Below are 21942 nucleotides of genomic sequence, written 5' to 3' on the forward strand. Positions count from 1 at the left end.
TTTGACGACCTGCTGCTCACTACTGGTGATGGTTCCGTGGGCGGTGGTGGTGGCGGAGGTCAGCCGATCGATGGTGATCTGGTTGTTATCTCTGCCAACGATCTTGGCATGCACTGCGCTGATCTCGATTACCAGGTGTTCAGCATTCTGCCGCCATTCAATGTGGTTCATGCCCAGGTGGTCAAGAAGGGGGTGGAGGGGCAGCCGCCGGAGATCCTCGACGATACCCAGCTCGAGCTGACCTATGTGGCGACCAGCAGTGCCAACGATCCGGTGGGTGCGGGTTCGATAAATACCACCAGCCAGAACGGTGAGGTCTATAAGAGCAACTTCTGGGAGATTCAGGACGCCAATACGCTGGCCTATGGGGGTTATGGGACACTCTATCCGTTTGATAATGGCCTTAGCATCCTCTCGGGTTTTGAGCATCTGCCGCCCGATCTGGGGTTGCCGGTGCCGGATCTGATGGAGCTGGCGCTGGGCAACCTGGTGGTGCATCAACAGGCGATGCCAGGCATCTCTGATCCCTACAATGCGAATCAGCCGCAGGCGTTCAAGCGCTTTGATCGGGATCTGCCCTTCTTTGCCGCGCTGCCGTTTGGCACCACCATCGAAGGCGTGAACTGGTTTGCCGCAGATGGCATTCCGCTCCTACCGATCGATGATCAGGGACGTTCTAACGCCTATCCGCTGATGACAATCACCGCCGTCGACAAGGCAACAGGTGAGGATCTTCGCCAGCACCGATATCGTGGTGCCGGTGGCTTCCGAGGCGGATTGCGTCAACTGCCATGGCACCACCGATGATGGCTATAGTGGTGTTGCTGCCGACTTTGCATCGGTCTCCTTCGACTATGTGAGTCAGGCACTCAATGATGGTGAGATCCCCGGGCCGGAGAAGCACAACAACGCTGCCAAGATCAACATCCTGCGGCTGCACGACACCAAACATGGCACCGATCTCGATAATCAACGGCCGGTGCAGTGTTCCCAGTGCCACTACTCGCCGGCTCTCGATCTGGCACAGCAGGGGCCGGTGGATGATGATCCGGAGTCTGGCGGTCGTCAGCAGACCAGCCATGTTTCGATGTCGCGGGCGATGCATCAGCATCACGGTGAGCTGATGTTTGCTGATGAGCCACTCTTTCCGCAGATGCCGTTGCCGGGTGAGCGCACCCTGGATGAGGCCGCTGATGTATTACAGGCGACCTGTTACCAGTGTCACCCGGGTAAGAACACCCAGTGTCTGCGCGGTGCCATGGCGGCTGGCGGGGTGGTCTGCCAGGATTGTCACGGCAGCATGGTTCAGGTGGGCGATGACTTCACCGAAAACCTCCCGCATACCCCCTATCCGGAGGGAGCCGACTTGAGCAAGCGGGTGCCCTGGGGCAGCGAACCGGGCTGTGGTTCCTGCCATACCGGTGATGCGCTCAATCCGAACCATGAGGGTGAGGGGCTGATCGTGGCGCCAGATGGGATTCGTCTGTTGCAGGCCTACCGCAGCGACGACATCACTGCAGAGCCGATCCGTTCGCCCGCTTCACGCTTCACCGAGAACCAGCCTCTCTATCGCCTGAGTACGGGCCACGGTGGAGTGATGTGCGAGGGCTGCCACGGTAGCACCCATGCGATCTTTCCCAACCCGATGCCGAATGCCAACGACAATGTGACTGCCACCCAGTTGCAGGGCCACAGCGGCACCATCATCGAATGCGAGACTTGCCATGAACCGGGCAGTCTGCCGATGACACTAGGCGGTCCGCATGGCATGCACAACCGGGGTGACATGCGCTGGACCGACCATGAGCACAAGGAGTTCTTCAAGGATGACCCTGACGCCTGTCGCAGCTGTCATGGTGCCGATCTGTTGGGAACTGTGCTCTCCGCGGCTGCTGCAGCTCGTCACTATGAGATAGAAGATAATGAGATAGTTGATATCGCTCGGGGTGAGCCGATCGGCTGTAACCTCTGCCACGAACTACCGGAGGATGAGAATGAGGATTGAACAGTTCGATGAAGCGCGGCTAGCGAAAAACCGGCCGTCATACAGGACCACCCTGCGCAAGGTAATGCTGCTCGAATTCAGGATCCTGCTCGATCTGCTCACCCTTAACGATACTCTGATGAACGATACTGAGACAGATCGCGGTCTGGTGAGCCGAGCGAAGGTGCGTCGCCAGGAACGGATCCTGCGTCTCAACTGCCTTGGCCTGGTCCAGCAGCCCCTGGAGTCGGAGCCCCTCCGTCAGGCCGCACAGCTCGAAAACCCGGTCGCTGTTGAATCGCTTGATCAACTGCGCCGAGTCAAGGAAGGGAGCGTTGAATTGCTTTTTCGGCGTCTGGGCAAACTCCGGCGGAAACCGACGCGCGTAGCTGCGGCGTAACAGCACCTTGTCGCGCAGACCGCTGACCAAGGCGTGATCGGGCAGGGCGTGGATCAGTCGGCGCATGTGCCCGGAGAGAAATGGTGTGCGGCCTTCCAAGGTATTGGCCATCTCCATCCGGTCGCCGACCCAGTTGAGAATCAGCACCGGCAGATGAGTCTTTGCGAAGTAGTTCTGCCACACCAGCAGGGCGTTGTCGGGGGCACAGAGGGCGTCGTTGATCGCCAGTCCGGCGCCAAACCAGCTCTGGATCGAGCTGGCTTGGCTAGCCAGCCAGCTCTCCGCCTCATCCCCGAGCAGCGCCTGGGTGATCGCCTGGATCTGGCCGAACAGCGGATGGGGCACGCCGAGCAGGCGGATGCTGTCGACAAAGTCTTGGCCGCTGCCGGCCGCACTCGATCCAGCCAGCCAGGGGTTCTTGCTGTGGGCGGCGAAACGCCCGTTGTAGAGTTGGTCCCGTCCCCGTGTGCCGAGGGGTATTCTCTCCAGCAGCTGCAGAATCTCGCCGCGGGTCTCGGCCTGCCCGCGGCCGCGCATCACAAATCGCCACCAGTTGGCGTAGCGGTAACTGGGGTAGCCGCAGAGCAGCTCGTCGGCACCGTCACCGGTGAGTACACCGTGTACATACTGGCGAGTGAAGCGGCTCAGCCACCATTTGGCGGCGCCGTTGGTGAAGGGTTGCACCAGCTCGCTGTTCTGCACCGCTAGTGGATAGGCGTAGTCGAGCGCTGTGCCGTCGATCCGTACCAGGTGGGGATTGAACCCGAGATGACGGGCAAAACGCAGCGCCTCTTCTGATTCATCGTAACCGGCCTGTTTGAAACCGACGGTGAAGTTTTCATCGGCTGCTCGCGCCCGGTGAGCCGGCCCAGCTCGAAGGCGACCGCCTTGGAGTCGACCCCGCCGCTGAGGTAGACCCCCAACTCCACATCGCTCAGCAGCCGCTCCTGCACCGACTGGCTGAAGGCCTGCTCGAACTCATCCTCGCAGGCCAGTCGACTGCCGCGGACGGATTGGCGGATCGGTGTGGTGGCGGTGCGTAGCGTACAGTTGAAAGCCTCGCCATTGCGCCGTGCTCGCAGGATGGCGCCAGGAGGGATCTGGATCAGTTGCTCAAAGGGGGTGCAGATCGGCTCGAACAGGCCGACGAACTGGCGCAGTAGCCCATCCCGGTTCCAGCGTTTTGGAGAGGTAATGCCCTTGATCTCGCTGGCGAACTCCAGGATTCCGCTGCTGAAGCTGTACTCTGGGGAGAAGCTCGCGAAGGTGCGGCTGTCGATGCCGTCGGCGTGCAGAAACAGCGGTTTGACGCCGAAACGGTCGCGGTGGGCGATAAAGCCGCTGCCGTTGCGGGCCAGGATCACAAACGCGTACTCGCCCTCGAGTTGCTCGAAAAACACCTCGCCGAAGGCCTTCCAGCCCTCAATCAGGGTTTCGGTATCGCTACGGGTCTTGAAGCGGATGCCGCTCTGGCGCACGATCGCGTCGCGCAACTGCAGGTGATTGTAGACTTCGCCATTGAAGAGGATCAGATGTTCCCTGTCGTGGCTTGGCATCGGCTGCTGGCCGGCGCTGATATCCTGGAACGCCAGCCGGTAGTGGCTCAGCCAGAAGCGTTCACTCAGTTGTTCCCGGTGTTCGGTATTGCCGCGGTGTGCGATGCGCCGGGCAGCCTGGCGAAAGCCATTGAGCGCTGGCGGGAAGCGATCTCTGATCGACTCGCTGTGAAACAGAATGCCTGAGAAACCACACATAACAACACCGATTCCTTCTCTGCTGCTCGGTTGAAAGCGGGCGCCCATCATAAACCGATCCCGTTACCTTGGTCAGCCGCAGTTGATCTAGCCCAAGGATCCGCTTGCTGGCTCGCCTATCATTGAATGCAGGAGAGGACGATAGATTGGACCGATAGGATGAATGCCAGCAACAGAACTCGGAGTTTCTCGATCGCCATCACCGGCTCCGGTGGCAGCGGTGCTGTCACGACCGGGCGCATCCTGCTGGAAGCGGCGGCGCTGGCCGGTCTGCAGGGAGTGATGATGCGTTCGGCAGGACCGCAGATCCGTGGTGGTGAGTCGGCGGCGATGGTGCGCTTTTCCCCCTCGGCGGTTGATTGCATGGGGGATAGATTTGACCTGCTGCTGGCCCTCGACTGGAGGAATGCTGAGCGTTTTGCCGATGAGATCCCGCTTACTGAGCAGAGCCTGATTCTGGCTGATCCGGCGGTTGGTGAGGTGCCGTTGCAGCTGCGTGGCAACGGTGCGCAATTCCAGCCTGTGGCGTTTAAGCAGCTCGCCGCCAGCCTCGAAGGAGGGCGCATCAATATGGTGGCTCTGGGGGCCGCAGGGCGGGTCGTCGGCCTCTCGCTTGCCTCTCTTCAGCAGGCGCTGAATCGCATCCTCGGTCCCAAGGGGGAGCGGGTGGTGGCGGGAGCGCTGGCGGCTCTCGAATTCGGTTATGCTCAGCCGTTGCAGGCGCGTTTTTCACCGCCTTCAGAAGAGCCTCAAGAAGAGCGCTGGAACCTCAGCGGCAACCAGGCCTGTGCGCTGGGAGCGCTGCGTGGTGGGGTGCGCTTTGTCGCAGCTTACCCGATCACCCCGGCCAGCGAGATGCTGGAGTGGCTGGCGCCACGGCTGGAACAGCTTGGCGGCTCGCTGCTGCAGGCGGAGGATGAGCTGGCCTCAGTGAACATGATCATCGGCGCCTCCTTTGGCGGGGTGGCGTCGCTTACCGCCACCTCGGGGCCGGGGCTGAGCTTGATGATGGAGGGATTGGGGCTGGCGGTGATGAGTGAGACCCCGGTGACTGTGGTCGATGTGATGCGCGGTGGGCCCTCCACCGGCATCCCCACCAAGTCGGAGCAGTCCGATCTGAATATCGCCCTCTACGGGATGCATGGGGATGCGCCCCATCTGGTGCTGGCGCCCCTGTCGATCGTGGACTGCGTCTTCACCACCCAGTGGGCGGTACAGCTGGCGGAGCATCTACAGACCGTATCCCTGGTGCTTGCCGACCAATCCCTCGGGCAGTCACGGGCGGTGGTATCGCCGCCAGCGGCAGTTGAGCTAGGGTTGAGCCGACGCGTGGAGACGCGGCCGGCGGATGATTATCTGCGTTATCAGGTTAGCGAGACGGGTATCTCACCGATGACCCTGCCGGGCACCCCGGACGGCATGTATACCGCCGATGGCCTGGAGCACAACCGCCAGGGAACCCCCTCCAGCATGGCGGTGGATCATCGCGAACAGCTCGCCAAGCGTGCGCAGAAGCTGGCGGAGTTCGACTTTGGCGAAGCCTGGGCGGAGATCCGCGGCAGCGGGCCACGCTGCATCATCACCTGGGGCTCAAGCAACGGGGCGGTGTTAGATACGGTGCGGCGGCTGGAGGAGCAGGGGGAGGTGCTGCGGGTGATCGCACTGCGCCTGCTGATGCCGCTGCAGAGTGCCGCGTTGCATCAGGCCCTAAAGGGGGTGGAGCAGATTCTGGTGGTGGAGCAGAACCACTCCGGCCAGCTCTATCATTATCTGCGGGCCGAGGGGGCGTTGCCGGACTCTGCCCACTCGCTGGCCCAGCCTGGGCCCTTGCCGTTGCGGCCAGGACGGATCCTGCGCGCACTGGATGAGATCGGTGGATCGGGAGGCTGAGATGAGCGTGCCTGCACTCAAGGCGAAAGACTACAAATCGGCGATCAAGCCGGTCTGGTGTCCGGGCTGTGGCGACTTCGCGGTGCTGGCTGCGCTGACCCGGGCACTGGCCCATCTGCGGTTGCCGAAACATCAGGTGGCGCTGGTCTCCGGTATCGGCTGCTCCTCTCGCCTGCCCGCCTATCTCGACAGCTACGGTTTTCACGGCGTACATGGCCGCGCGCTGGCGCTCGCCTCTGGCCTCAAGGCGGCGCGCCCCGATCTGACGGTGATCGCCGCTGGCGGTGATGGCGATGGCTTCTCGATCGGCGGCAATCATTTCCTGCACGCCTGCCGGCGCAATATGGACATCACCTACATCGTGATGGACAACGAGGTCTATGGCATGACCAAGGGGCAAGCTTCGCCCACCACCCGGCCCGACTGGCTCTCTAGCAAGATGACCCCCCACGGCACCGGCATCCCTAGCTTTCAGCCAGCGGCGATCGCCCTGGCGGCAGGAGCGGGGTTTATCGCCCGTGGCTACTCTGGCGATCCGGCCGAGCTGACGCGGTTGTTCGTGGAGGCGATCCAGCATCGGGGCTTCGCCTTTGTGCAGGTGTTGAGCAGCTGTGTCACTTTCCGCCCTGAGCAGCGTGAGTGGAAGCAGCAGGTCCATCCCTTTGATGGGGTGCCGGTGGATGATCCGGTGGAGGCGGCACGGATTATCCAGGCCGATGATGGCCGCTCCACCGGGTTGATCTACAAGGGTGAGCTGCCAGTCTGGCAGTTGGAAAATCAGGTGATGAGCGCGCTGGCCCGACTCGAAGAGGAATTTCTAGTATGAGCAGTGATCAATCCCGGATCATCGAGTCGCTGGTGGAGTTCCTGGCCCATGCGCTGGAGCTGGAAGAGGCCTCGGTGGAGCACTATGAAGAGCTGGCCGACAGCATGGAGATCCATAACAATCCGCAGGTGGCGGAGCTATTCCGGCGCATGGCGGGTTTCAGTCAGGAGCACGCAAACCAGGTCCGGGTGCGGGCAGAAGGGCTAGAGTTGCCGGAGATCTCCCCTTGGGAGTTCAAGTGGACCTGCCCAGGTAGCCCCGAATCCTCCTGCATGGAGGAGGCCCACTACCTGATGAACACTGCCCAGGCGCTGCAGATCGCCCTGTTTAACGAGATCCGTGGGCGGGATTTCTACTTGCAGGTGGCCGAGACCTCGCCGGATGTCAACGTGCGCTGGCAGGCCCAGGAGATGGTTGAGGAGGAGGCTTTGCATGTCAAGATGCTGGAGGAGTGGCTGCAGGAGGTGGAGGTGGAGGTGGAGACCCCGCTGGAGGATCTCGATCCGCCAAACAGCCCGGAGTAGGGTGGGGTCAATGCTCCACCTTGCGCCGCAACGACTTCTGCTTGCCCCGTTTTGACTTCTCATCGAGACGCCGCTGCCGGGCGCCTTTGCTCGGCTTGGTTGCGATACGCTTCTTACGTACCACCGCCACGCTGCAGATCAGCTCGCGTAGCCGCTCCAGCGCATCGGTCCGGTTCTTCTCCCGGGTGCGAAAACGCTGTGCCTTGATGACGATGATCCCCTCGCTGCTGATGCGCCGGTCGCGTAGCGTCAGCAGCCGCTGTTTGTAGAAGTCAGGCAGGGACGACTGGGCGATATCGAAACGCAGATGCACTGCACTGGAGACTTTGTTGACGTTCTGCCCGCCGGCTCCCTGGGCGCGGATCGCGCTCAGTTCGATCTCCTCCAGGGGGATTGTGACCTGGTTTGATATGCGCAGCATTAGAGGAGCAGTTCCAGGCTGATCGTGATCACCAGCGTGCCGATCAGGCCATTCACAAACTCAATCCGCAGCAGCTGCATCGGATAGGTGGACTGGATCCACATATTCCAAAAGCGTGGATAGACCCGCAGTGCGCCGAAAAGCAGGCCTAGTATCAAGGCCGCCTGGAGGCCATCAACTTGGAATTAGTTCTCTCAGCCAGAGATCGGCCAGAGTGTCGATAAAAGGATTGCCGTAGAGCGCCCCCATGACCGCAAAATGGATCAGCCCGGCCGGAATGGACCAGATCAACGCCTCAAAAAGCATGATCGTTTCTCCTGACATTTTGCGCATCATTCCAAGAACTAAGAGATGGTAGCTGAGGCGCTATTGAGTTCCAATGCCTGCAACTGCTGGTTCTGGCGGGTGGCAATGAGACTGTGAACGCATCAACCGCGCACCAAAATCTCCTCAGCATGCTCCAGCTTTTTCGGCGGTCCCTGGATGATCAGGGTGTCGTTGGCCTGCAGGATGATCTCAGGGTCTGGCGTTTCGCCGTGAATACCGTGGCGGCGCAGGCCGATCACCTCGATATCATGGGACGCCAGCCCCAGTTCGCCGATGCGTCTGCCCACCGCCCGGCACTGCTCGGTCAGCACCAGGCTGTGGCGGTGGAAGTGGTCCTCCTCCTCGACCTGGTCTTCGAAGGATTCGCCGTGGAAGTAGCCGCGCAGTCGGCTGTAGTGGTCGGCGCGGGCCTTTTCGATCAGCTCGTCGATTTCGCCCTTATCCACGTCGAGATGGCGCAGGGTGTGGGCAGCGAGCATCATGCTGGCCTCGATCGACTCGGGCACCACGTCGTTGGCACCCGCCTGCTCCAGATCTTCCAGGTGGTGGTCGTCGTGGGTGCGGGCGACGATCATGATCTCGGCTGAGACCTTGCGGGCGGTATGGATGATCTGTTCACTGAGGTGGTGGTCGTGGAAGGTCACCACCAGCGCCCGCGCCCGCTCGATACCGGCGCTGTGCAGGATCTCGGCGTTACGGCTGTCGCCGTAGAAGACCTGTTCACCTGCCTCCCAGGCCTCGCGGATCAGTACCGGGTCGAGGTCCAGCGCGACATAGTCGAAGCCCTCCTCTTTGAGGAAGCTGGCCAGATTCTGGCCGATGCGGCCGAAGCCGCAGACGATCACATGGCCGGAGAGCTCGTCGCTCGCCTGGGAGAGGTTCTGTGCCTGCGCCATCCGCCGCCCCAGGTAGTTGGCGCAGACCTGTTTGGCGAAGGTGCCGTTGTGGCGGATGATCAGCGGCGCCAGGATCATGCTGAGGACGATGGCGGCCAGCACGGGCTGGGTGACCTCGCTGCTGAACAGCCCCTGGGCGATGCCAAGGGTGATGAGGGCGAAGCCAAATTCACCACCCTGGGCGAGCACCAGGCCGCTGCGCAGGGCGACGCCGAACTCGTGGCCGCCAAAGTGCGTGATGGCGATCACGATGGCTGCCTTGCCGAGGATCAAACCAAGGGTGATCAGCACCACCCAGTGCCAGATCTCCGGCAGCACCATCAGATCGAGCTGGGTGCCCACTGAGATGAAGAAGAGTCCCATCAGTACGTCACGGAAGGGGCGCACCTCGGCCTCGACCTGATGTCGGTACTCGGTCTCGCCCAGCATCATCCCGGCAAGGAAGGCCCCCAGCGCCAGGGACAGCCCGAGCTGGTAGGTGAGTGCTGCGGCAGCCAGGGAGACCAACAGGATGGTCAGGGTGAACAGCTCGATGGAGTGGGCCCCAGCCACCATATGAAACAGCGGCCTCAGCGCCCAGTGGCCGAGCGCGAACATCAGGGCGAAGGCGAATGCCGCCTTGGCCAGGGCCCATAGCATCGGTTGCAGCATGGAGCCGCCGCCGGGATCGGCGAGGATCGGGATCAGCACCAGGAAGGGCACTACCGCCAGATCCTGAAATAGCAGGATGCCGAGCGCGATGCGGCCATGGCGTGATTGCATCTCCAGCTGTTCGATCAGCTGCTTGGTGGCGATTGCAGTGGAGGAGAGGGCGACGATGCCGCCGAGGATTAGCGCCCCCTGCCACTCCACCCCCAGATACCAGGCGATGCCCCCGGCAAGGCCAAGGGTGATCAGAACTTGGGCGCTGCCCAGCCCCAGCACTGTGCTCTTCATCGCCAGCAGATGCGGGATGGAGATCTCCAGGCCGATCATGAAGAGCAGGAACACCACTCCCACCTCGGCCAGCAGATGGATCGCCTCGCCATCCGGTACCCAGCCGAGGGCGTGGCTGCCGGTGAGCACCCCGACCATTAAATAGCCGAGGATCGGCGGCAGATGAAAACGGCGGAAGATGGCGACCGCCCCCACCGAGCAGGCGAGCAGCACCAGGACATCATTCAGTGGGCTGTGATCCATGCGGGTCCCTCAACTATGGAGGGGGAATCATAACCTAGTGCGAGGAAAAATAGGGCGTACCTGTGATGGGGATAAAGCAGGGCGGGAAGTTTCATGCCACCAGGCCATGTGGTTGGCCTGATGGCACGGAGGGGGAGAATCAGGGCATCAGCATGCCGCGCAGGGTGAAGAAGATCATTGCTGCCATGATGCCGGAGACTGGCACGGTGATCAGCCAGGCGGCAACGATCTTCAGCAGATTAGAGCGCTTCACCAGCTCAGTCTTGTAGACCCGCTTCAGGCTTTTGCGTTCCTTTTTCGAGAGATCTGCCTTGGCCGAATGCTCCTTCAGCTGCTGTAGCATTCGTCCCTTAGTGGGAACCGATGCCTTCTTGAAAGCCTGCAGGAACTTGGTAACCTCCGCCTCATCCCTGCCGTGGTGGTGCTCCTCGATCTCCGCCACCATCTTGGCGTAGCTGCTCTTCAGAAACTCGCGCAGAAAGCCAACGCCAAACACCGCACCTACCGCAATGTGGGTAGAGGAGACAGGCAGCCCCATCTGGGTGGCGATGATTACGGTGATGGAGGCGGCCATGGCGATGCTGAAGGCGCGCATCTGGTCCAGTTCGGTGATCTCGGAGCCGACGGTGCGGATCAGTTTGGGGCCGTAGAGCATCAGCCCAACGGCGATACCGATGGCGCCCACCATCATCACCCAGAGTGGGATGGCGGCCTTATCCAAGACGGCTCCACCAAGGATTGCTTCGTTGATCGCTGCCAGTGGTCCGACCGCGTTGGCCACGTCGTTGGCGCCATGGGCGAAGCTGAGCAGTGCGGCGGCGAAGATCAGTGGAGTGGTGAAGAGTTTGTTGACGCTCGCTTTCTCCATCGGCAGCTTGTCTGCAGCCCGTTGCACGATTGGGCGGACAAAGACGTAGATGCTGGCGGCGAGCGCGGTGCCGATCAGGCCGGCGGTGACAAAGTCGACCTTCCAGACCTTCTTCAGCCCCTTTAGCACCAGATAGGTAGCGAATGCCCAAGCCATCAGGGCAATCAGTATCGGTACCATCCGCTTTGCCGCGCTGAGCATATCCTGCTGGTAGGTGATGGTGCGCTTGATCAGGTAGAGGAAGGCGGCGGCGATGATGCCGCCGAGTACAGGTGAGATCACCCAACTGGCGGCGATCTGTCCCATCTTTCCCCAGTTGGCGATATCCATGCCGCCGGCGGCGATGCCGGCGCCCAGTACCCCGCCGACGATGGAGTGGGTGGTGGAGACCGGAGCGCCCAACGCAGTGGCGATGTTGAGCCAGATCGCGCCGGCCAGCAGCGCCGCCATCATCAGCCAGATGAAGGTGTCGGTGTTGGCGATCTGACTCGGATCAATGATTCCCTTCTTGATGGTACCGACCACCTCGCCACCGGCAATCAGGGCGCCGGCCCCCTCGAAGATCACGGCGATGACGATTGCCCCGCTCAGCGTCAGGGCGCGGGAGCCCACTGCCGGACCGACATTGTTGGCCACATCGTTGGCGCCGATGTTCATCGCCATGTAGCCGCCGATCATCGCCGCGGCGATGAGCATGAGGCCGCCGGGCAGATCGCCGGTGGTGATGCCGGAGTAGAGCATCACAGCGACGATAAACACGAGCGCGGTGCCGAGCCGAAACAGTTCAGGGCGACCGGGCTGGGTGGCGTTTTCGATCTGATTGATGTTTCGCAGTTCCATGGTTTGACTACAGTGGCTGGTGTTGATGGATGTGGAAGGTTGGGATTGCTGCTGGCAAAGGGATGTTGCCGCAGAATCGTAAAAAATAGTGCGCTAATTTTGTCATATTTTTGCTCAAAATGGGCGGTTTAGATCAAGAGAATTTGGGGTTTTGATCGCTTATCGGCTCAGGGCCGTGGCTACCTGGATTGTCAACCCAGTCCCCCCCTCTCTGCCGAAAACCGGAGAGTGTGAGCTTTTCGTGAAATTTACGTGACTCAGGCGAGATCTGCATCGGCTTTAATTTCCTCCGAACGTGGTGCGGGGTGTTCCCCACCGACTTTTCCTGGAGGAGATAAGACGATGACTATTTTTATCAACAGAGTGGTTTTGAGCCTCGGTTGTGCCTTGATTTTGCAGGCGGCAGCGACCACTGCCGCGGAAATGAGCGAGCAGATATCCCATTCTGGCACGAGGATGATGGATGATAAAGGCATGATGGCGCACAAACAGATGCAGTCAGAGGGCATGCAGGGCAAGATGGGAGAGACGCCGATGCAGGCGCAAGGCATGCATGATCAGATGGGAGACAAATCGATGTCGGGTATGCAGGAGCAGAAGATGATGTCGGAGAGCCCCATGGGAATGTCAGAGAAGAAGGGCGGAATGTAGCAGGAGCGGCCCGCAATACCCCCTCCGGTTGGAGGGGGCGTCGCCTGGCAACTGCTATGATCACTTCTGAAAATCGCAACAGAGCGCAGACCCGATGCGTCGCAGAGTCTTGATTGTTGAAGATGAACCCGATATCGCCCGGCTGGTGCGGTCGCACCTGAACGATATCGGCTGCGATGCCGACATTGCCGGGGACGGTGCGACAGCGATGCAGCGCTTCAATGGTGGCGATTATCAGCTGGTGGTGCTCGACCTGATGCTGCCCGATACCGATGGCCTGAGCCTTTGCCGCCAGATGCGCCAGTCGGGCGACTATCTGCCGATCCTGATGCTCACCGCCAAGTCGGGCGAACTCGATCGGGTGCTGGGACTGGAGATGGGGGCGGATGACTATCTCAGCAAACCCTTCAGCATTGCCGAGCTGCTGGCGCGCATCAAGGCGCTGTTCCGGCGGGTCGATGCGCTTAGCCAGCAACGGGATGAATCGCCGGTCGAGGAACAGATCCGCTGCGGTGGGCTACAGATCGATGTGGTGCGGCGGGGTGTGCAGGTCGATGGCCGGGCGGTTGAGCTGACCGCACGGGAGTTTGATCTGCTGCTGTTTTTTGCGCGTCAGCCGGGGCGGGTCTTCAGCCGGGTGCAGCTGCTCGATCAGGTCTGGGGTTACAATCACGAGGGCTATGAGCACACCGTCAACTCCCACATCAACCGGTTGCGGGCGAAGATCGAGAGTGAGCCCTCCAAGCCCCGCTATGTATTGACCGTCTGGGGCGTTGGCTACAAGTTCGCTGATGACAGCGGCTGAGGCCCGGCAGCATGTTGCGAACCCTCTATGCGCGCCTGGCCGCCGCTTTGGTGGCGATCTTTCTGGTTATAGGCCTGCTCTACGGCCTGATCACCTCAGTGGTGACAGAGCGCTATCTGCAGCAGCTCAACCAGCAGTTCAATAGCGATCTAGCGCAGCGGATCGTTGCCGATCGGAAGCTGGTGGCGGCGGGCGAGCTCGACCGGCAGGCACTTAAAACCACCTTCAGTGCCTACATGGATATCAATCCGAGCATCGAGATCTACTTGATCGATAGCGCCGGAAAAATCCTCGCCTTCTCCGCTGATCCGGGGCGTGTGAAGCGGCAGCATGTGGATCTGCAGCCGATCCGCGCCTTTCTGCGCGGTGAAGGGTTCCCGCTGCTGGGGGACGACCCCCGTTCCCACGACCGACGCAAGGCCTTCTCTGTCACCCCTGTGCCGGCGGGCTACCTCTATGTGGTGTTGCGCGGTGAGGAGTACGACTCGGTGGAGCAGACCTTGCGGGAGAGCTATCTGATTCGCCTTAGCCTTTGGACGGTGCTGGGCAGCCTGGGGTTCGGGCTGCTGGCGGGGTTGCTGCTGTTCCATCGCTTGACACGTCGCCTGCAGCGGCTCTCCGGGGTGATGCAGCAGTTTCAGGGCAGTGATTTCACTCGTCACCAGCCATTTGCCGAGGATCCGGTCAAGCTGAACGACGAGATCGGCCGGCTCGGCCAGACTTTCGACGGGATGGCTGATCGCATCATCGATCAGTGGGGTGAATTGAAACAGCAGGACCGTCTGCGACGCGAATTGGTGGCGCAAATCTCCCACGACTTGCGCACCCCGTTGGCAGCTCTGCAGGGTTACCTGGAGACCCTGCAGATGAAGGCAGAAACCTTGCAGGAGGGGGAACGGCAGGAGTATCTCGGTATCGCTCTGCGCCAGAGTCGGCAGTTGACGCGGATGATAGAGGCGCTGTTTGAACTGGCCCAGTTGGAAGCGCGGGAGACCCGGGCCGAGCTGGAGCCGGTGGCACTGGCGGAACTGGTGCAGGATGTGATGCAGAAGTTTGTCCTGTCGGCTGACGAAAAGGGCATCCAGCTGAGCATGGAACCACCGGTTGGGCTGTCGCTGGTGCTGGCCGATCTGGCGCTGAGCGAGCGTCTGCTCGATAACCTGATCAGCAATGCCATTGACCACACTCCGCAGGGTGGGACGATCCGGATCCGCTTTCAGCAGAGCGCAGATTCAGTGGCGGTGGCGATCGAGGATAGTGGCCCCGGCATCGCCGCAGCCGATTTGCCGCACATCTTCGATCCCTTCTATCGCAGTCGCCCTGCAACTGGTCAGACCGGGCATGCCGGCCTGGGGTTGGCTATCGCCCGCCGCATCGTGGATCTGCAAGGAGGATGCCTGACGGCGGAGAACCGCCCGGATGGCGGTGCCTGCTTTCTCTTCACCCTTGGCAGTGCCTCTGTTTGAGCTATGTGTGGACCTGGCCGCAGGTGATTCAGCCAGGCTAATGAGCTTCCCTTGAGCCTGATCATTCCAGTCGTTTTGGCTGCTGCTACTCTAGAACTGCTCACTCCCAACAGAGGAAAAAACCATGCTTTCAGAACACCATGACATCGACCATGAGTTTCCTGAATTTCATGAGAGACTGGAGGCGGCAAAGGCTGCTGATGCCGAGTTTGCTGCGTTGGTAGACAAACATGACGTCCTGGATGACGAGATTCGGGAGCTCGAAGAGCGCGGCCAGCCGATCGAGGATCTGGACATTGAACAGATGAAAAAGCAACGTGCGCAGATGAAGGATGAGATCTTTGCCAGGCTGAGATCCGCCTGACCGCTGGGTTGAGCTGCCCGCATGCATCCAGGTTGGCCAGGGAACTGGCGGAGTCCGGTGCTGGCTGGTCTTGATGACATTGCAGGGCAAGGCACTTGGAGGCCGTCCGCTCGGTCCCCATCGAATCTGAATACCTGCCCTTTCCTGGCGGCAGTTCAGACACTAGGCCGCAGAAGTGGCTTCAGCAGGGGAGGCTATGAGCGGCAATGGGTGCTCGTCGGTTTTCCCTGATCTTTTCCAGCGTCGACTTGAGTTGAAACACTGTTTCGAATAGCTCGGGTTGTGGAAACTGGAACATGATGCCGATTTGCTCTGGAGTGGACCAGATGACCAGGCCGAATACCTGCCATTGGTGCGCACCTAGATTGAAGCTCATCTCGATGAACCTACCAGTGGGGATGGTCAGCGCTTTATCCCGAAGAGAGATGCCGGTAGAGGAGGTGCCATTGGCCTGTGCAGTGATGCAGCGATTGCGGTGGATGATCTGGACATCGAAAGTGATTGGGATGCGGCGGTTGTATCGCTTTTCTATGGTCATTCTTTGCTCTACCTTTTCTCGTGTTTAGCGTCTTCCATTCTTGATGGGTAGAGTTACAGCAAAATTAATCTTTTGTTGCGGTTCTGCTACGGTTTGCGTTCAGGCTTTGATGTCTTAGCGGTGTTGCCTGGCAGTTGGAAAGTCACAAGCGGTGCAGATGAAAATAGGAGAACGCCTGCCGCTTGCCGGCGGGCGTGGGATGAGATTCCGACAGCTCTTCAAGCAGCTGAAACCCATCACCCAGCACATTCAGCAGACGTTCCGCGTCATACTGCACGATATTCAGGCCGCTGCACTGGGTCGGGCCGCCAATTGCGAAAGCGGCGATCACCAGATGCCCGTTGGGCCGCAGGGATGCGTTCAGAACTTCGACATACTTTTCACGGTCGGCTGCCTTGGTGAGAAAGTGAAATACTGCTCGGTCGTGCCAGAGAGCGTAGCGGTGGGGGGCGCTGAATTCAGTCACATCCACCTCATGCCACTCGATCTGCCTGGCCGCCTCTCCCAATCGGCTTTGCGCATAGGCAAGTGACCTGGCGGAGATATCGAGCACCGACAGCTGTGAGTAGCCCGTCTGCTGCAGCCGATCGACCAGCAGCGAGGCACCACCCCCCACATCGATGATGGGATCATCTTTTTGAATGCCGCTGTTGCGGATCAGCTCCAGAGAGAGGCTGGGTTCTTTCTGGTACCAACTGACCTCGAGAGGGGATTTGTCGCGGTAGACCTGCTCCCAATGCTGCTTCCGGTCGCCCATTGCGCCTGCCTCCATGAGTAGGGTCTGCTTTCAGTATATGTGATGAAATCCCACTACTTGACCCGCTCGTGGCTTGGTGCTGTTGGATAGTGCTGAGTTGCCAGCGCAGCGGAGAGCCAGAGCAGGGCGGCCTCTTCACCTTTTTGCAGCTGCTTTTTGACCACCACTACACCTTGCTCGGTACGCCAGTGGATCAGGCTCGCCGGTTGCGGCTGCGCCTGGCTGATGGCGCGCTCTTCAGCTGGTTTGCCTAGGTGTCTGTGCAGGTGCGTGAGTAGTTGCGGGTGATAGATCTCCCGGTAGACCATTTTCACTGCGCTGACCTTTCCCACGCGGAAGAACAGGGTCAGATAGCGGGCCGGGATGCCGTTGAAGACGCCGATGCGGGTTACACAGAGCCGATCACCAAAGTCGCTGGATTGATCTTGGCACTGCCAGTCGAGATCCGGGTAGACGGTTTTCAGCTCCGCTTCTGTGTAATTGTCGTCCAGGACCCTTGAGATTGAACTTGATCTCATCCTCCCCCCAGAGCATCAACAACACGGTATCGGTGCGGCGCTGACCATCCTCGGTGAAGACCAGCCAGAAGATCGGTCCAAGCACCAGGGCGAGGATCAGTAGTTTTTTGTAGAGGATGGGGAGTTTCAGTTTCATGGTGTGCCTTAGGAGAGTAAAAGGGGCGGCAGTGCCGCCCCTGAGTCAGTTGCTGGCCAGAAACCGGATCAGCGATTGGCCCGGTTCTCGATCAGGTGATCTACCACGGAAGGATCGGCCAGGGTCGAGGTGTCGCCCAAGGCATCGATCTCGTTGGCGGCGATCTTGCGCAGGATGCGGCGCATGATCTTGCCGGAGCGGGTCTTGGGCAGCCCTGGAGCCCACTGGATGATGTTGACCTTGGCGATGGGGCCGATCTCCTTGCGCACTAGCTGCACCAGCTCATCCTTCAACTCATCGACATACTCTTCGCCGGACATCAGGGTGACGTAGGCGTAGATGCCCTGGCCGGTGATCTCGTGGGGATAACCGACCACGGCGGCCTCGGCGACCTTCTCATGCAGCACCAGTGCGGATTCGATCTCGGCGGTGCCGAGACGATGGCCGGAGACGTTGAGCACGTCATCGACACGGCCGGTGATCCAATAGTAGCCGTCCTCGTCGCGCTTGGCGCCGTCACCGGTGAAGTAGTAGCCGGGGTACATCTGGAAGTAGGTCTCGTAGAAGCGGCGGTGGTCCCCATAGAGAGTGCGCATCTGTGACGGCCAGGGGTGTTTGATGGCGAGGTTGCCGGAGGCGGGGTTGCCCTCGATCTCCTTGCCCTGGTCGTCGAGTAGCACCGGCTGTACGCCGAAGAAGGGGAAGGTGGCCGAGCCGGGCTTGAGGGCGGTGGCGCCAGGCAGCGGGGTGAGCATGTGGGCGCCGGTCTCGGTCTGCCACCAAGTGTCGACGATCGGGCAGCGGCTGTCGCCCACTACCCGGTTGTACCACTCCCAGGCCTCTGGATTGATCGGCTCGCCGACGGTGCCGAGCAGGCGCAGGGATTTGCGTGAGGTGGCCTTGACCGGCTCTTCACCGGCGGCCATCAGGGCGCGGATCGCGGTGGGCGCGGTGTAGAAGCTGGCTACGTTGTGCTTGTCGCAGACCTGCCAGAAGCGGCCCACATCGGGATAGGTGGGGATGCCTTCAAACATCAGGCTGATGGCGCCGTTGGTCAGCGGGCCGTAGACGATGTAGCTGTGGCCGGTGACCCAGCCGATGTCGGCAGTGCACCAGTAGACCTCGCCGTCTTTGTAGTCGAACACCAGCTTGTGGGTCATCGCCGCTTGCAGCAGGTAGCCGCCGGTGGTGTGCAGCACGCCCTTGGGTTTGCCGGTGGAGCCGGAGGTGTAGAGGATGAACATGGGGTCTTCGGCGTCCATCTCCTCCGGTTCGCAGACCGGATCGGCCGCGGCCAGCGCCTCGTGATACCAGATATCGCGGCCCTCGGTCCATTCCACCGCTTCGCCGCCATGTTGCACCACGATGGAGGTGTGCACNTTGGGACAGTTGGCCAGGGCGGCGTCGGCGCTCTTTTTCAGCGGCAGATGCTTGCCGCCGCGGATCGACTGATCGGCGGTGATCAGGCACTGGCAGTCGGAATCGAGGATGCGGTCCTTCAGGGCGTCGGGGGAGAAGGCGCTGAAGACGATGGAGTGGACCGCGCCGATGCGGGTGCAAGCGAGCATCGCTACCACCGCTTCGGGGATCATCGGCATGTAGATGGAGACTCGATCACCCTTCTTTACGCCACGGGATTTGAGTACGTTGGCGAACTTGTTGACGTCGGCATGCAGCTCCCGGTAGCTGATCTTTTTGTCATGCCCAGGATCATCCGCTTCCCAGAGGATCGCGGTCTGATCGCCACGGCTCTCCAGGTGGCGGTCGAGACAGTTGTAGGAGACGTTGAGCTTGCCGCCCTTGAACCACTCGATGTGCAGGTCATCCTCGCCAAAGCTCCAGTCCAGGGTCTTGTCCCACGTCTTGAACCAGCTCAGGTACTCCGTTGCCTGCTCGCCCCAGAAGCCCTCCGGGTCATCGATAGAGCGTTGGTACATCTCTTGGTACTGGGCATCGGTGATGTTCGCCTGGGCGGCGAAATCGGCGGGGACTTCGTAAACCTTGTCGGACATGGTGGTTACCTCTTGGTGTTTCGTTCCATTGAATGGTCTGTTGTTAGTGCGAAGCGGGCTTCTGCAGCGGTCCGATGATCGCAGGCCCGGGCTGATTGTTCTGTGCAAAGCTGCATACTGCCGAGAATCTGGGCATCGGGTCAATCCGTCTGAAACTGGTCGAGTCGGCACTGTGCGGGTCTTGGCGCCATCTCCGCTGCCATCGCAAGAAATAGCTCGGCGGTGGCGAGGGCATCACTGAGCGCATTGTGCGCCTTGTAGTGGGGCAGATTGTAGCGTGGCCGTAGGTTGAACAGGCGCAGATCGCCGGGCTGGATGCTGTGGTTACGCTGGGCGAATAGGCGCTGTGCCAGCTCCAGGGTGTCGATGATCGGAATGATAAAAGGCGTGCCGTAGAGCCGCTGGCAGGCGGCGTCGAGAAAATTCTGCTCGATGCTTTTGTAGTGGGCCAGCATCACCTTGCCGCTGAGTTGTCGCAGTAGCTGAGGCAGTGCCTCTTCTAGGGGGATGCCTGCGGCGGCGTGGTCATCGGTGATCTGATGGATCACCGCGGACGACTCCGGGATCTGTTGTTCCACCCGGATTACCCGATGCCAGGCAGTGTCGAGGTGGATCTGTAACGCACGGATATTAACCAGGCCGATGCTGAGAATGCTGTCCTGTTTCGGCTTCAAGCCGGTGGTCTCCAGATCAAGGGAGACAATCTCCAGCTCCGTGCAGGGGGTCTTACTGGAGGGGAAGGGGGCTGTAAGGTAATCCCTCATCACCCCGGCGGGAGCCTTGGCCAGGGCCCGCTTGCGCTGATGCTGTTTGCTGAAGAGACGTTCGAACATGATTCACCGGAAGCGCCCGCTCTGGTAGCGGCTCTCCATAGTCTCCTGCATTGTCTGAATCACCCCGAAGGCATCTTTCAGATGGCGTCGCTGTAGTTCGGAGAGGGTATCCGGCGGCAGATAGTTGTTGGGGCTCTGGCCCCGTTTGATCTGTGCGGCCTGATGCTGGATGCGCAGGCTGGCGATATATTCCAGGGCATCCTGCAGATTCTCCCCCATCTCCTCGCTGATCGCCCCGGCGGCCATCGCGGCACTCAGGCGCTCGCTGGTGTTGACCTCAGCCAACCCTTGATCAAGGGCGAAGACCCGGGCGATGTCGGTAATCGGCACGATGCCGCGGTGTTTGATGTCGAAGGTATCGTCGTGCTCACCGCCGTGGATCAGGGTGAAGTTGCGGAAGAAGCCCAACGGTGGGCGGAACTGCAGCGCGTTGGCCGCCATGTAGGCGGTAAACAGGCTGTTTCCCTTGGTATTTTGCAAGATCTCCTGTTGCAGCTGTTCAAACAGGCTGAACTCACCGAATACCGGACGCAGATCGAAGAAGATGCTGGAGAGCATTAGCGCCATCGGCTCGGGGGCGTCGATCCACTCCTTGAAGTAGCCACGCCAGGTTTGTAGCGGCTGACGCCACTTCGGGTTGCTGGCCATGGCATCCCCCGGGCAGTAGACAAAGCCGCAGGCGTCTAGGCCGTCTGTAACCCGCTGTGCCAGTGCCGCAAAGTAGTCGGCATGCTGTGCGGGCTGGAAGCTGTCATCGAGCAGCAGCGCATTGTCCTGGTCCGAGTGAGAGCTCTGTTCACCTCGCGCCTGGGAGCCGCCGCAGAGCCAGACGAAGGGGATGGGTGCTGGCCCCAGCTCCTGTTGCGCCATCTCGATCAGACGGATGGTGATGCCGTCGGTGATGCAGGAGATTGCCTCGCCGATGTGCTGTGCGGTGGCGCTGGAGTTGGCCAGCTGCAGCTGCAGCTCGGGCAAGCGTTGGCTGGCTTGGATCAGGTACTCCAGGTTCTGTGCCTTGCGCACATCGTTGGCGATGAAGGCGGAGCTGGAGTTCTGCTGCTGGGCCAGATCGGTGGCGGTGAGCATGCCGATCACCACTTCGCCGATCATCACCGGCAGATGATGCAGATTTAGGCGGGTCATGGTCATCAGTGCATGCATCACCAGGCTATTGTGCTGCACCGTCTGCAGCTGGCTCGACATGATCTCCCGGGCGGGTCGATCGCCGAGCAGCCCGGTTGCCACGCAGCGTTTGCGCAGATCCCGGTCGGTAATCAGACCGGCCAGTTTTTCCCCCTCCATCAGCATTACCGAGGAGACGTTCTGCTTGCTCATTAGCTGGGCAGCCTGTTGGATGCTGGCGTTGACGTCGATGGTCACTGGCGGCTTCTTCAGCAGGTCTGAGACCTCCACCGTCAGGTGGGCCATCTGATTGTGACTCTCCTGATCACCGTTTACCGCCTGTTTCAGCCGATCCCGCAGGGATTCGCTGAAGTGGCGATTGAATGCCTCGGAACCCTCCCGCAGCTGGCGCAGGCTGTCGCAGGGGAGCAGGTAGAGCAGGCTATCCTCCACGGCCTTGCCGTTGCGCGATTGGCCCAGATCGAGCAGTTGGCAGTGCAGGGTGTAGATATCGCCCTCCGCCAGTTTTTCGATCAGGTTGTCGTCTGCATCGTAGAGTTCAATGGCGCCGCTGCGGATGATGTAGAGGTAGCTGCCGTCGATATCCTCTGGCGGGAAGTGGCTGTCGCGGCGCAGGTAGCGGATCTGCAGGGATTTGGGGAGCTGCTCCAGGGTCTGATCGGAGAGTGCGTCGAACGGATGGCGTTCGACGAGAAAGTCGCGGATCTCGATCAGTTCGATTTCCATGGGATCAGTTCCAGCTCTCCATCGGGTGAAGTTGTTATACCGGTACAGGGGAAGAATTTCTACGCATCGACCGCTGGTCTGGGC

Annotated in this window: 21 protein-coding genes and 1 pseudogene; 9 read left to right on the forward strand and 13 right to left on the reverse strand. The window is 60.7% G+C overall.

Annotation, left to right across the window (positions count from 1 at the left end):
- Nucleotides 1–807, forward strand: a pseudogene (locus RIFP1SYM_RS18020) (hypothetical protein); the annotation flags it as partial.
- Complete coding sequence (locus RIFP1SYM_RS08240) at nucleotides 725–2005, forward strand: cytochrome C (protein ID WP_240992062.1); 1281 nt, start codon at nucleotides 725–727, stop codon at nucleotides 2003–2005. The pseudogene RIFP1SYM_RS18020 and the gene RIFP1SYM_RS08240, both read left to right, overlap by 83 nt.
- A 37-nt stretch (nucleotides 2006–2042) precedes the next feature.
- Here RIFP1SYM_RS08240 and RIFP1SYM_RS18590 read toward each other — a convergent pair whose 3' ends face one another.
- Together RIFP1SYM_RS18590 and RIFP1SYM_RS18595 are read right to left on the reverse strand one after the other, a co-directional pair.
- A complete protein-coding gene (locus tag RIFP1SYM_RS18590) occupies nucleotides 2043–3170 on the reverse strand; it encodes an asparagine synthase-related protein (protein WP_276123672.1) in 1128 nt (375 codons plus the stop codon).
- Nucleotides 3089–4138, reverse strand: a complete 1050-nt coding sequence (locus tag RIFP1SYM_RS18595; RefSeq protein ID WP_039960058.1) for an asparagine synthetase B family protein — start codon at nucleotides 4136–4138, stop codon at nucleotides 3089–3091. The genes RIFP1SYM_RS18590 and RIFP1SYM_RS18595 overlap by 82 nt, the downstream gene beginning before the upstream one ends.
- A gap of 159 nt (nucleotides 4139–4297) precedes the next feature.
- Here RIFP1SYM_RS18595 and RIFP1SYM_RS08255 point away from each other — a divergent pair, with 159 nt between their 5' ends.
- From RIFP1SYM_RS08255 to RIFP1SYM_RS08265, 3 genes are read left to right on the forward strand one after another with little or no spacing between them, the layout of a single operon-like run.
- Nucleotides 4298–6028, forward strand: a complete 1731-nt coding sequence (locus RIFP1SYM_RS08255) for a 2-oxoacid:acceptor oxidoreductase subunit alpha (RefSeq protein ID WP_039960060.1) — start codon at nucleotides 4298–4300, stop codon at nucleotides 6026–6028.
- Nucleotide 6029: 1 nt separating this feature from the next.
- Complete coding sequence (locus tag RIFP1SYM_RS08260) at nucleotides 6030–6854, forward strand: 2-oxoacid:ferredoxin oxidoreductase subunit beta (RefSeq protein ID WP_006475064.1); 825 nt, start codon at nucleotides 6030–6032, stop codon at nucleotides 6852–6854.
- Nucleotides 6851–7378, forward strand: coding sequence for a ferritin-like domain-containing protein (locus RIFP1SYM_RS08265; RefSeq protein ID WP_005961811.1), 528 nt, complete (start codon nucleotides 6851–6853; stop codon nucleotides 7376–7378). Before RIFP1SYM_RS08260 ends, RIFP1SYM_RS08265 begins: the two co-directional genes overlap by 4 nt.
- A gap of 7 nt (nucleotides 7379–7385) precedes the next feature.
- Here the strand turns inward: RIFP1SYM_RS08265 and arfB are convergent, their stop codons facing one another.
- The 5 genes from arfB to RIFP1SYM_RS08280 form a co-directional block, all read right to left on the reverse strand.
- On the reverse strand, nucleotides 7386–7799 hold the full coding sequence (gene arfB / locus RIFP1SYM_RS08270) for an alternative ribosome rescue aminoacyl-tRNA hydrolase ArfB (RefSeq protein ID WP_005961813.1): 414 nt from the start codon (nucleotides 7797–7799) through the stop codon (nucleotides 7386–7388).
- Nucleotides 7799–7957 carry a hypothetical protein gene (locus RIFP1SYM_RS18030; protein ID WP_240992063.1) on the reverse strand — a complete coding sequence of 53 codons (159 nt, stop codon included), beginning with the start codon at nucleotides 7955–7957 and terminating at the stop codon, nucleotides 7799–7801. Before RIFP1SYM_RS18030 ends, arfB begins: the two co-directional genes overlap by 1 nt.
- Nucleotides 7958–7973: 16 nt before the next feature.
- The gene (locus tag RIFP1SYM_RS18600) at nucleotides 7974–8105 is read right to left on the reverse strand and encodes a hypothetical protein (protein ID WP_276123669.1); all 132 of its coding nucleotides are present in this window, start codon (nucleotides 8103–8105) and stop codon (nucleotides 7974–7976) included.
- A 122-nt stretch (nucleotides 8106–8227) separates the two neighbouring features.
- On the reverse strand, nucleotides 8228–10201 hold the full coding sequence (locus RIFP1SYM_RS08275; protein WP_005961819.1) for a monovalent cation:proton antiporter family protein: 1974 nt from the start codon (nucleotides 10199–10201) through the stop codon (nucleotides 8228–8230).
- Nucleotides 10202–10340: 139 nt separating this feature from the next.
- The gene (locus RIFP1SYM_RS08280; protein ID WP_005961821.1) at nucleotides 10341–11909 is read right to left on the reverse strand and encodes an inorganic phosphate transporter; all 1569 of its coding nucleotides are present in this window, start codon (nucleotides 11907–11909) and stop codon (nucleotides 10341–10343) included.
- 342 nt (nucleotides 11910–12251) lie between these two features.
- Here RIFP1SYM_RS08280 and RIFP1SYM_RS08285 point away from each other — a divergent pair, with 342 nt between their 5' ends.
- The 4 genes from RIFP1SYM_RS08285 (at nucleotide 12252) to RIFP1SYM_RS08300 (ending at nucleotide 15195) form a co-directional block, all read left to right on the forward strand.
- A complete protein-coding gene (locus tag RIFP1SYM_RS08285; protein WP_039960062.1) occupies nucleotides 12252–12560 on the forward strand; it encodes a hypothetical protein in 309 nt (102 codons plus the stop codon).
- A gap of 94 nt (nucleotides 12561–12654) precedes the next feature.
- Nucleotides 12655–13365 carry a response regulator transcription factor gene (locus RIFP1SYM_RS08290; RefSeq protein ID WP_005961825.1) on the forward strand — a complete coding sequence of 237 codons (711 nt, stop codon included), beginning with the start codon at nucleotides 12655–12657 and terminating at the stop codon, nucleotides 13363–13365.
- 11 nt (nucleotides 13366–13376) lie between these two features.
- Nucleotides 13377–14831: a sensor histidine kinase gene (locus tag RIFP1SYM_RS08295; protein WP_005961827.1), complete on the forward strand. Its 1455-nt coding sequence runs from the start codon at nucleotides 13377–13379 to the stop codon at nucleotides 14829–14831.
- Nucleotides 14832–14955: 124 nt separating this feature from the next.
- Nucleotides 14956–15195: an HP1242/YdcH family protein gene (locus tag RIFP1SYM_RS08300; protein ID WP_005961829.1), complete on the forward strand. Its 240-nt coding sequence runs from the start codon at nucleotides 14956–14958 to the stop codon at nucleotides 15193–15195.
- A 181-nt stretch (nucleotides 15196–15376) separates the two neighbouring features.
- On the opposite strand, the gene RIFP1SYM_RS08305 is transcribed toward RIFP1SYM_RS08300, so the two are convergent.
- From RIFP1SYM_RS08305 to RIFP1SYM_RS08330, 6 genes are all read right to left on the reverse strand, one after another.
- Nucleotides 15377–15733, reverse strand: coding sequence for a PilZ domain-containing protein (locus RIFP1SYM_RS08305; protein WP_005961831.1), 357 nt, complete (start codon nucleotides 15731–15733; stop codon nucleotides 15377–15379).
- 142 nt (nucleotides 15734–15875) lie between these two features.
- Nucleotides 15876–16505 (reverse strand): class I SAM-dependent methyltransferase, encoded by a 630-nt coding sequence (locus RIFP1SYM_RS08310; protein ID WP_005961833.1) that lies wholly within the window; start codon nucleotides 16503–16505, stop codon nucleotides 15876–15878.
- 38 nt (nucleotides 16506–16543) lie between these two features.
- Entirely contained in the window at nucleotides 16544–17008 is a 465-nt protein-coding gene (locus tag RIFP1SYM_RS08315) for a hypothetical protein (RefSeq protein ID WP_005961835.1), read from the reverse strand.
- A gap of 204 nt (nucleotides 17009–17212) precedes the next feature.
- Nucleotides 17213–19156 carry an acetate--CoA ligase gene (gene acs, locus RIFP1SYM_RS08320; RefSeq protein WP_039960063.1) on the reverse strand — a complete coding sequence of 648 codons (1944 nt, stop codon included), beginning with the start codon at nucleotides 19154–19156 and terminating at the stop codon, nucleotides 17213–17215.
- Nucleotides 19157–19296: 140 nt separating this feature from the next.
- Complete coding sequence (locus tag RIFP1SYM_RS08325; protein ID WP_005961838.1) at nucleotides 19297–19989, reverse strand: exonuclease domain-containing protein; 693 nt, start codon at nucleotides 19987–19989, stop codon at nucleotides 19297–19299.
- Between the two features lie 3 nt (nucleotides 19990–19992).
- On the reverse strand, nucleotides 19993–21858 hold the full coding sequence (locus RIFP1SYM_RS08330) for a putative nucleotidyltransferase substrate binding domain-containing protein (RefSeq protein ID WP_039960065.1): 1866 nt from the start codon (nucleotides 21856–21858) through the stop codon (nucleotides 19993–19995).
- Nucleotides 21859–21942: the final 84 nt, after the last annotated feature.

The sequence above is a fragment of the endosymbiont of Riftia pachyptila (vent Ph05) genome, assembly GCF_000224455.1.
GTDB classification, from domain to species: domain Bacteria; phylum Pseudomonadota; class Gammaproteobacteria; order Chromatiales; family Chromatiaceae; genus Endoriftia; species Endoriftia persephonae.

What these genes read in the sequence shown, in the direction of transcription:
- RIFP1SYM_RS08255 (WP_039960060.1), top strand. Translation starts at nt 4,298, where the DNA reads ATGAATGCCAGCAACAGAACTCGGAGTTTCTCGATCGCCATCACCGGC.
- RIFP1SYM_RS08290 (WP_005961825.1), top strand. Translation starts at nt 12,655, where the DNA reads ATGCGTCGCAGAGTCTTGATTGTTGAAGATGAACCCGATATCGCCCGG.
- RIFP1SYM_RS08325 (WP_005961838.1), bottom strand. Translation starts at nt 19,989, where the DNA reads ATGTTCGAACGTCTCTTCAGCAAACAGCATCAGCGCAAGCGGGCCCTG.
- RIFP1SYM_RS08280 (WP_005961821.1), bottom strand. Translation starts at nt 11,909, where the DNA reads ATGGAACTGCGAAACATCAATCAGATCGAAAACGCCACCCAGCCCGGT.
- RIFP1SYM_RS08310 (WP_005961833.1), bottom strand. Translation starts at nt 16,505, where the DNA reads ATGGAGGCAGGCGCAATGGGCGACCGGAAGCAGCATTGGGAGCAGGTC.
- RIFP1SYM_RS08275 (WP_005961819.1), bottom strand. Translation starts at nt 10,201, where the DNA reads ATGGATCACAGCCCACTGAATGATGTCCTGGTGCTGCTCGCCTGCTCG.
- RIFP1SYM_RS08295 (WP_005961827.1), top strand. Translation starts at nt 13,377, where the DNA reads ATGTTGCGAACCCTCTATGCGCGCCTGGCCGCCGCTTTGGTGGCGATC.
- RIFP1SYM_RS18595 (WP_039960058.1), bottom strand. Translation starts at nt 4,138, where the DNA reads ATGTGTGGTTTCTCAGGCATTCTGTTTCACAGCGAGTCGATCAGAGAT.
- RIFP1SYM_RS18600 (WP_276123669.1), bottom strand. Translation starts at nt 8,105, where the DNA reads ATGCTTTTTGAGGCGTTGATCTGGTCCATTCCGGCCGGGCTGATCCAT.
- arfB (WP_005961813.1), bottom strand. Translation starts at nt 7,799, where the DNA reads ATGCTGCGCATATCAAACCAGGTCACAATCCCCCTGGAGGAGATCGAA.
- RIFP1SYM_RS08305 (WP_005961831.1), bottom strand. Translation starts at nt 15,733, where the DNA reads ATGACCATAGAAAAGCGATACAACCGCCGCATCCCAATCACTTTCGAT.
- RIFP1SYM_RS08300 (WP_005961829.1), top strand. Translation starts at nt 14,956, where the DNA reads ATGCTTTCAGAACACCATGACATCGACCATGAGTTTCCTGAATTTCAT.
- RIFP1SYM_RS08260 (WP_006475064.1), top strand. Translation starts at nt 6,030, where the DNA reads ATGAGCGTGCCTGCACTCAAGGCGAAAGACTACAAATCGGCGATCAAG.
- RIFP1SYM_RS08315 (WP_005961835.1), bottom strand. Translation starts at nt 17,008, where the DNA reads ATGAGATCAAGTTCAATCTCAAGGGTCCTGGACGACAATTACACAGAA.
- RIFP1SYM_RS08285 (WP_039960062.1), top strand. Translation starts at nt 12,252, where the DNA reads ATGACTATTTTTATCAACAGAGTGGTTTTGAGCCTCGGTTGTGCCTTG.
- RIFP1SYM_RS08330 (WP_039960065.1), bottom strand. Translation starts at nt 21,858, where the DNA reads ATGGAAATCGAACTGATCGAGATCCGCGACTTTCTCGTCGAACGCCAT.
- RIFP1SYM_RS08265 (WP_005961811.1), top strand. Translation starts at nt 6,851, where the DNA reads ATGAGCAGTGATCAATCCCGGATCATCGAGTCGCTGGTGGAGTTCCTG.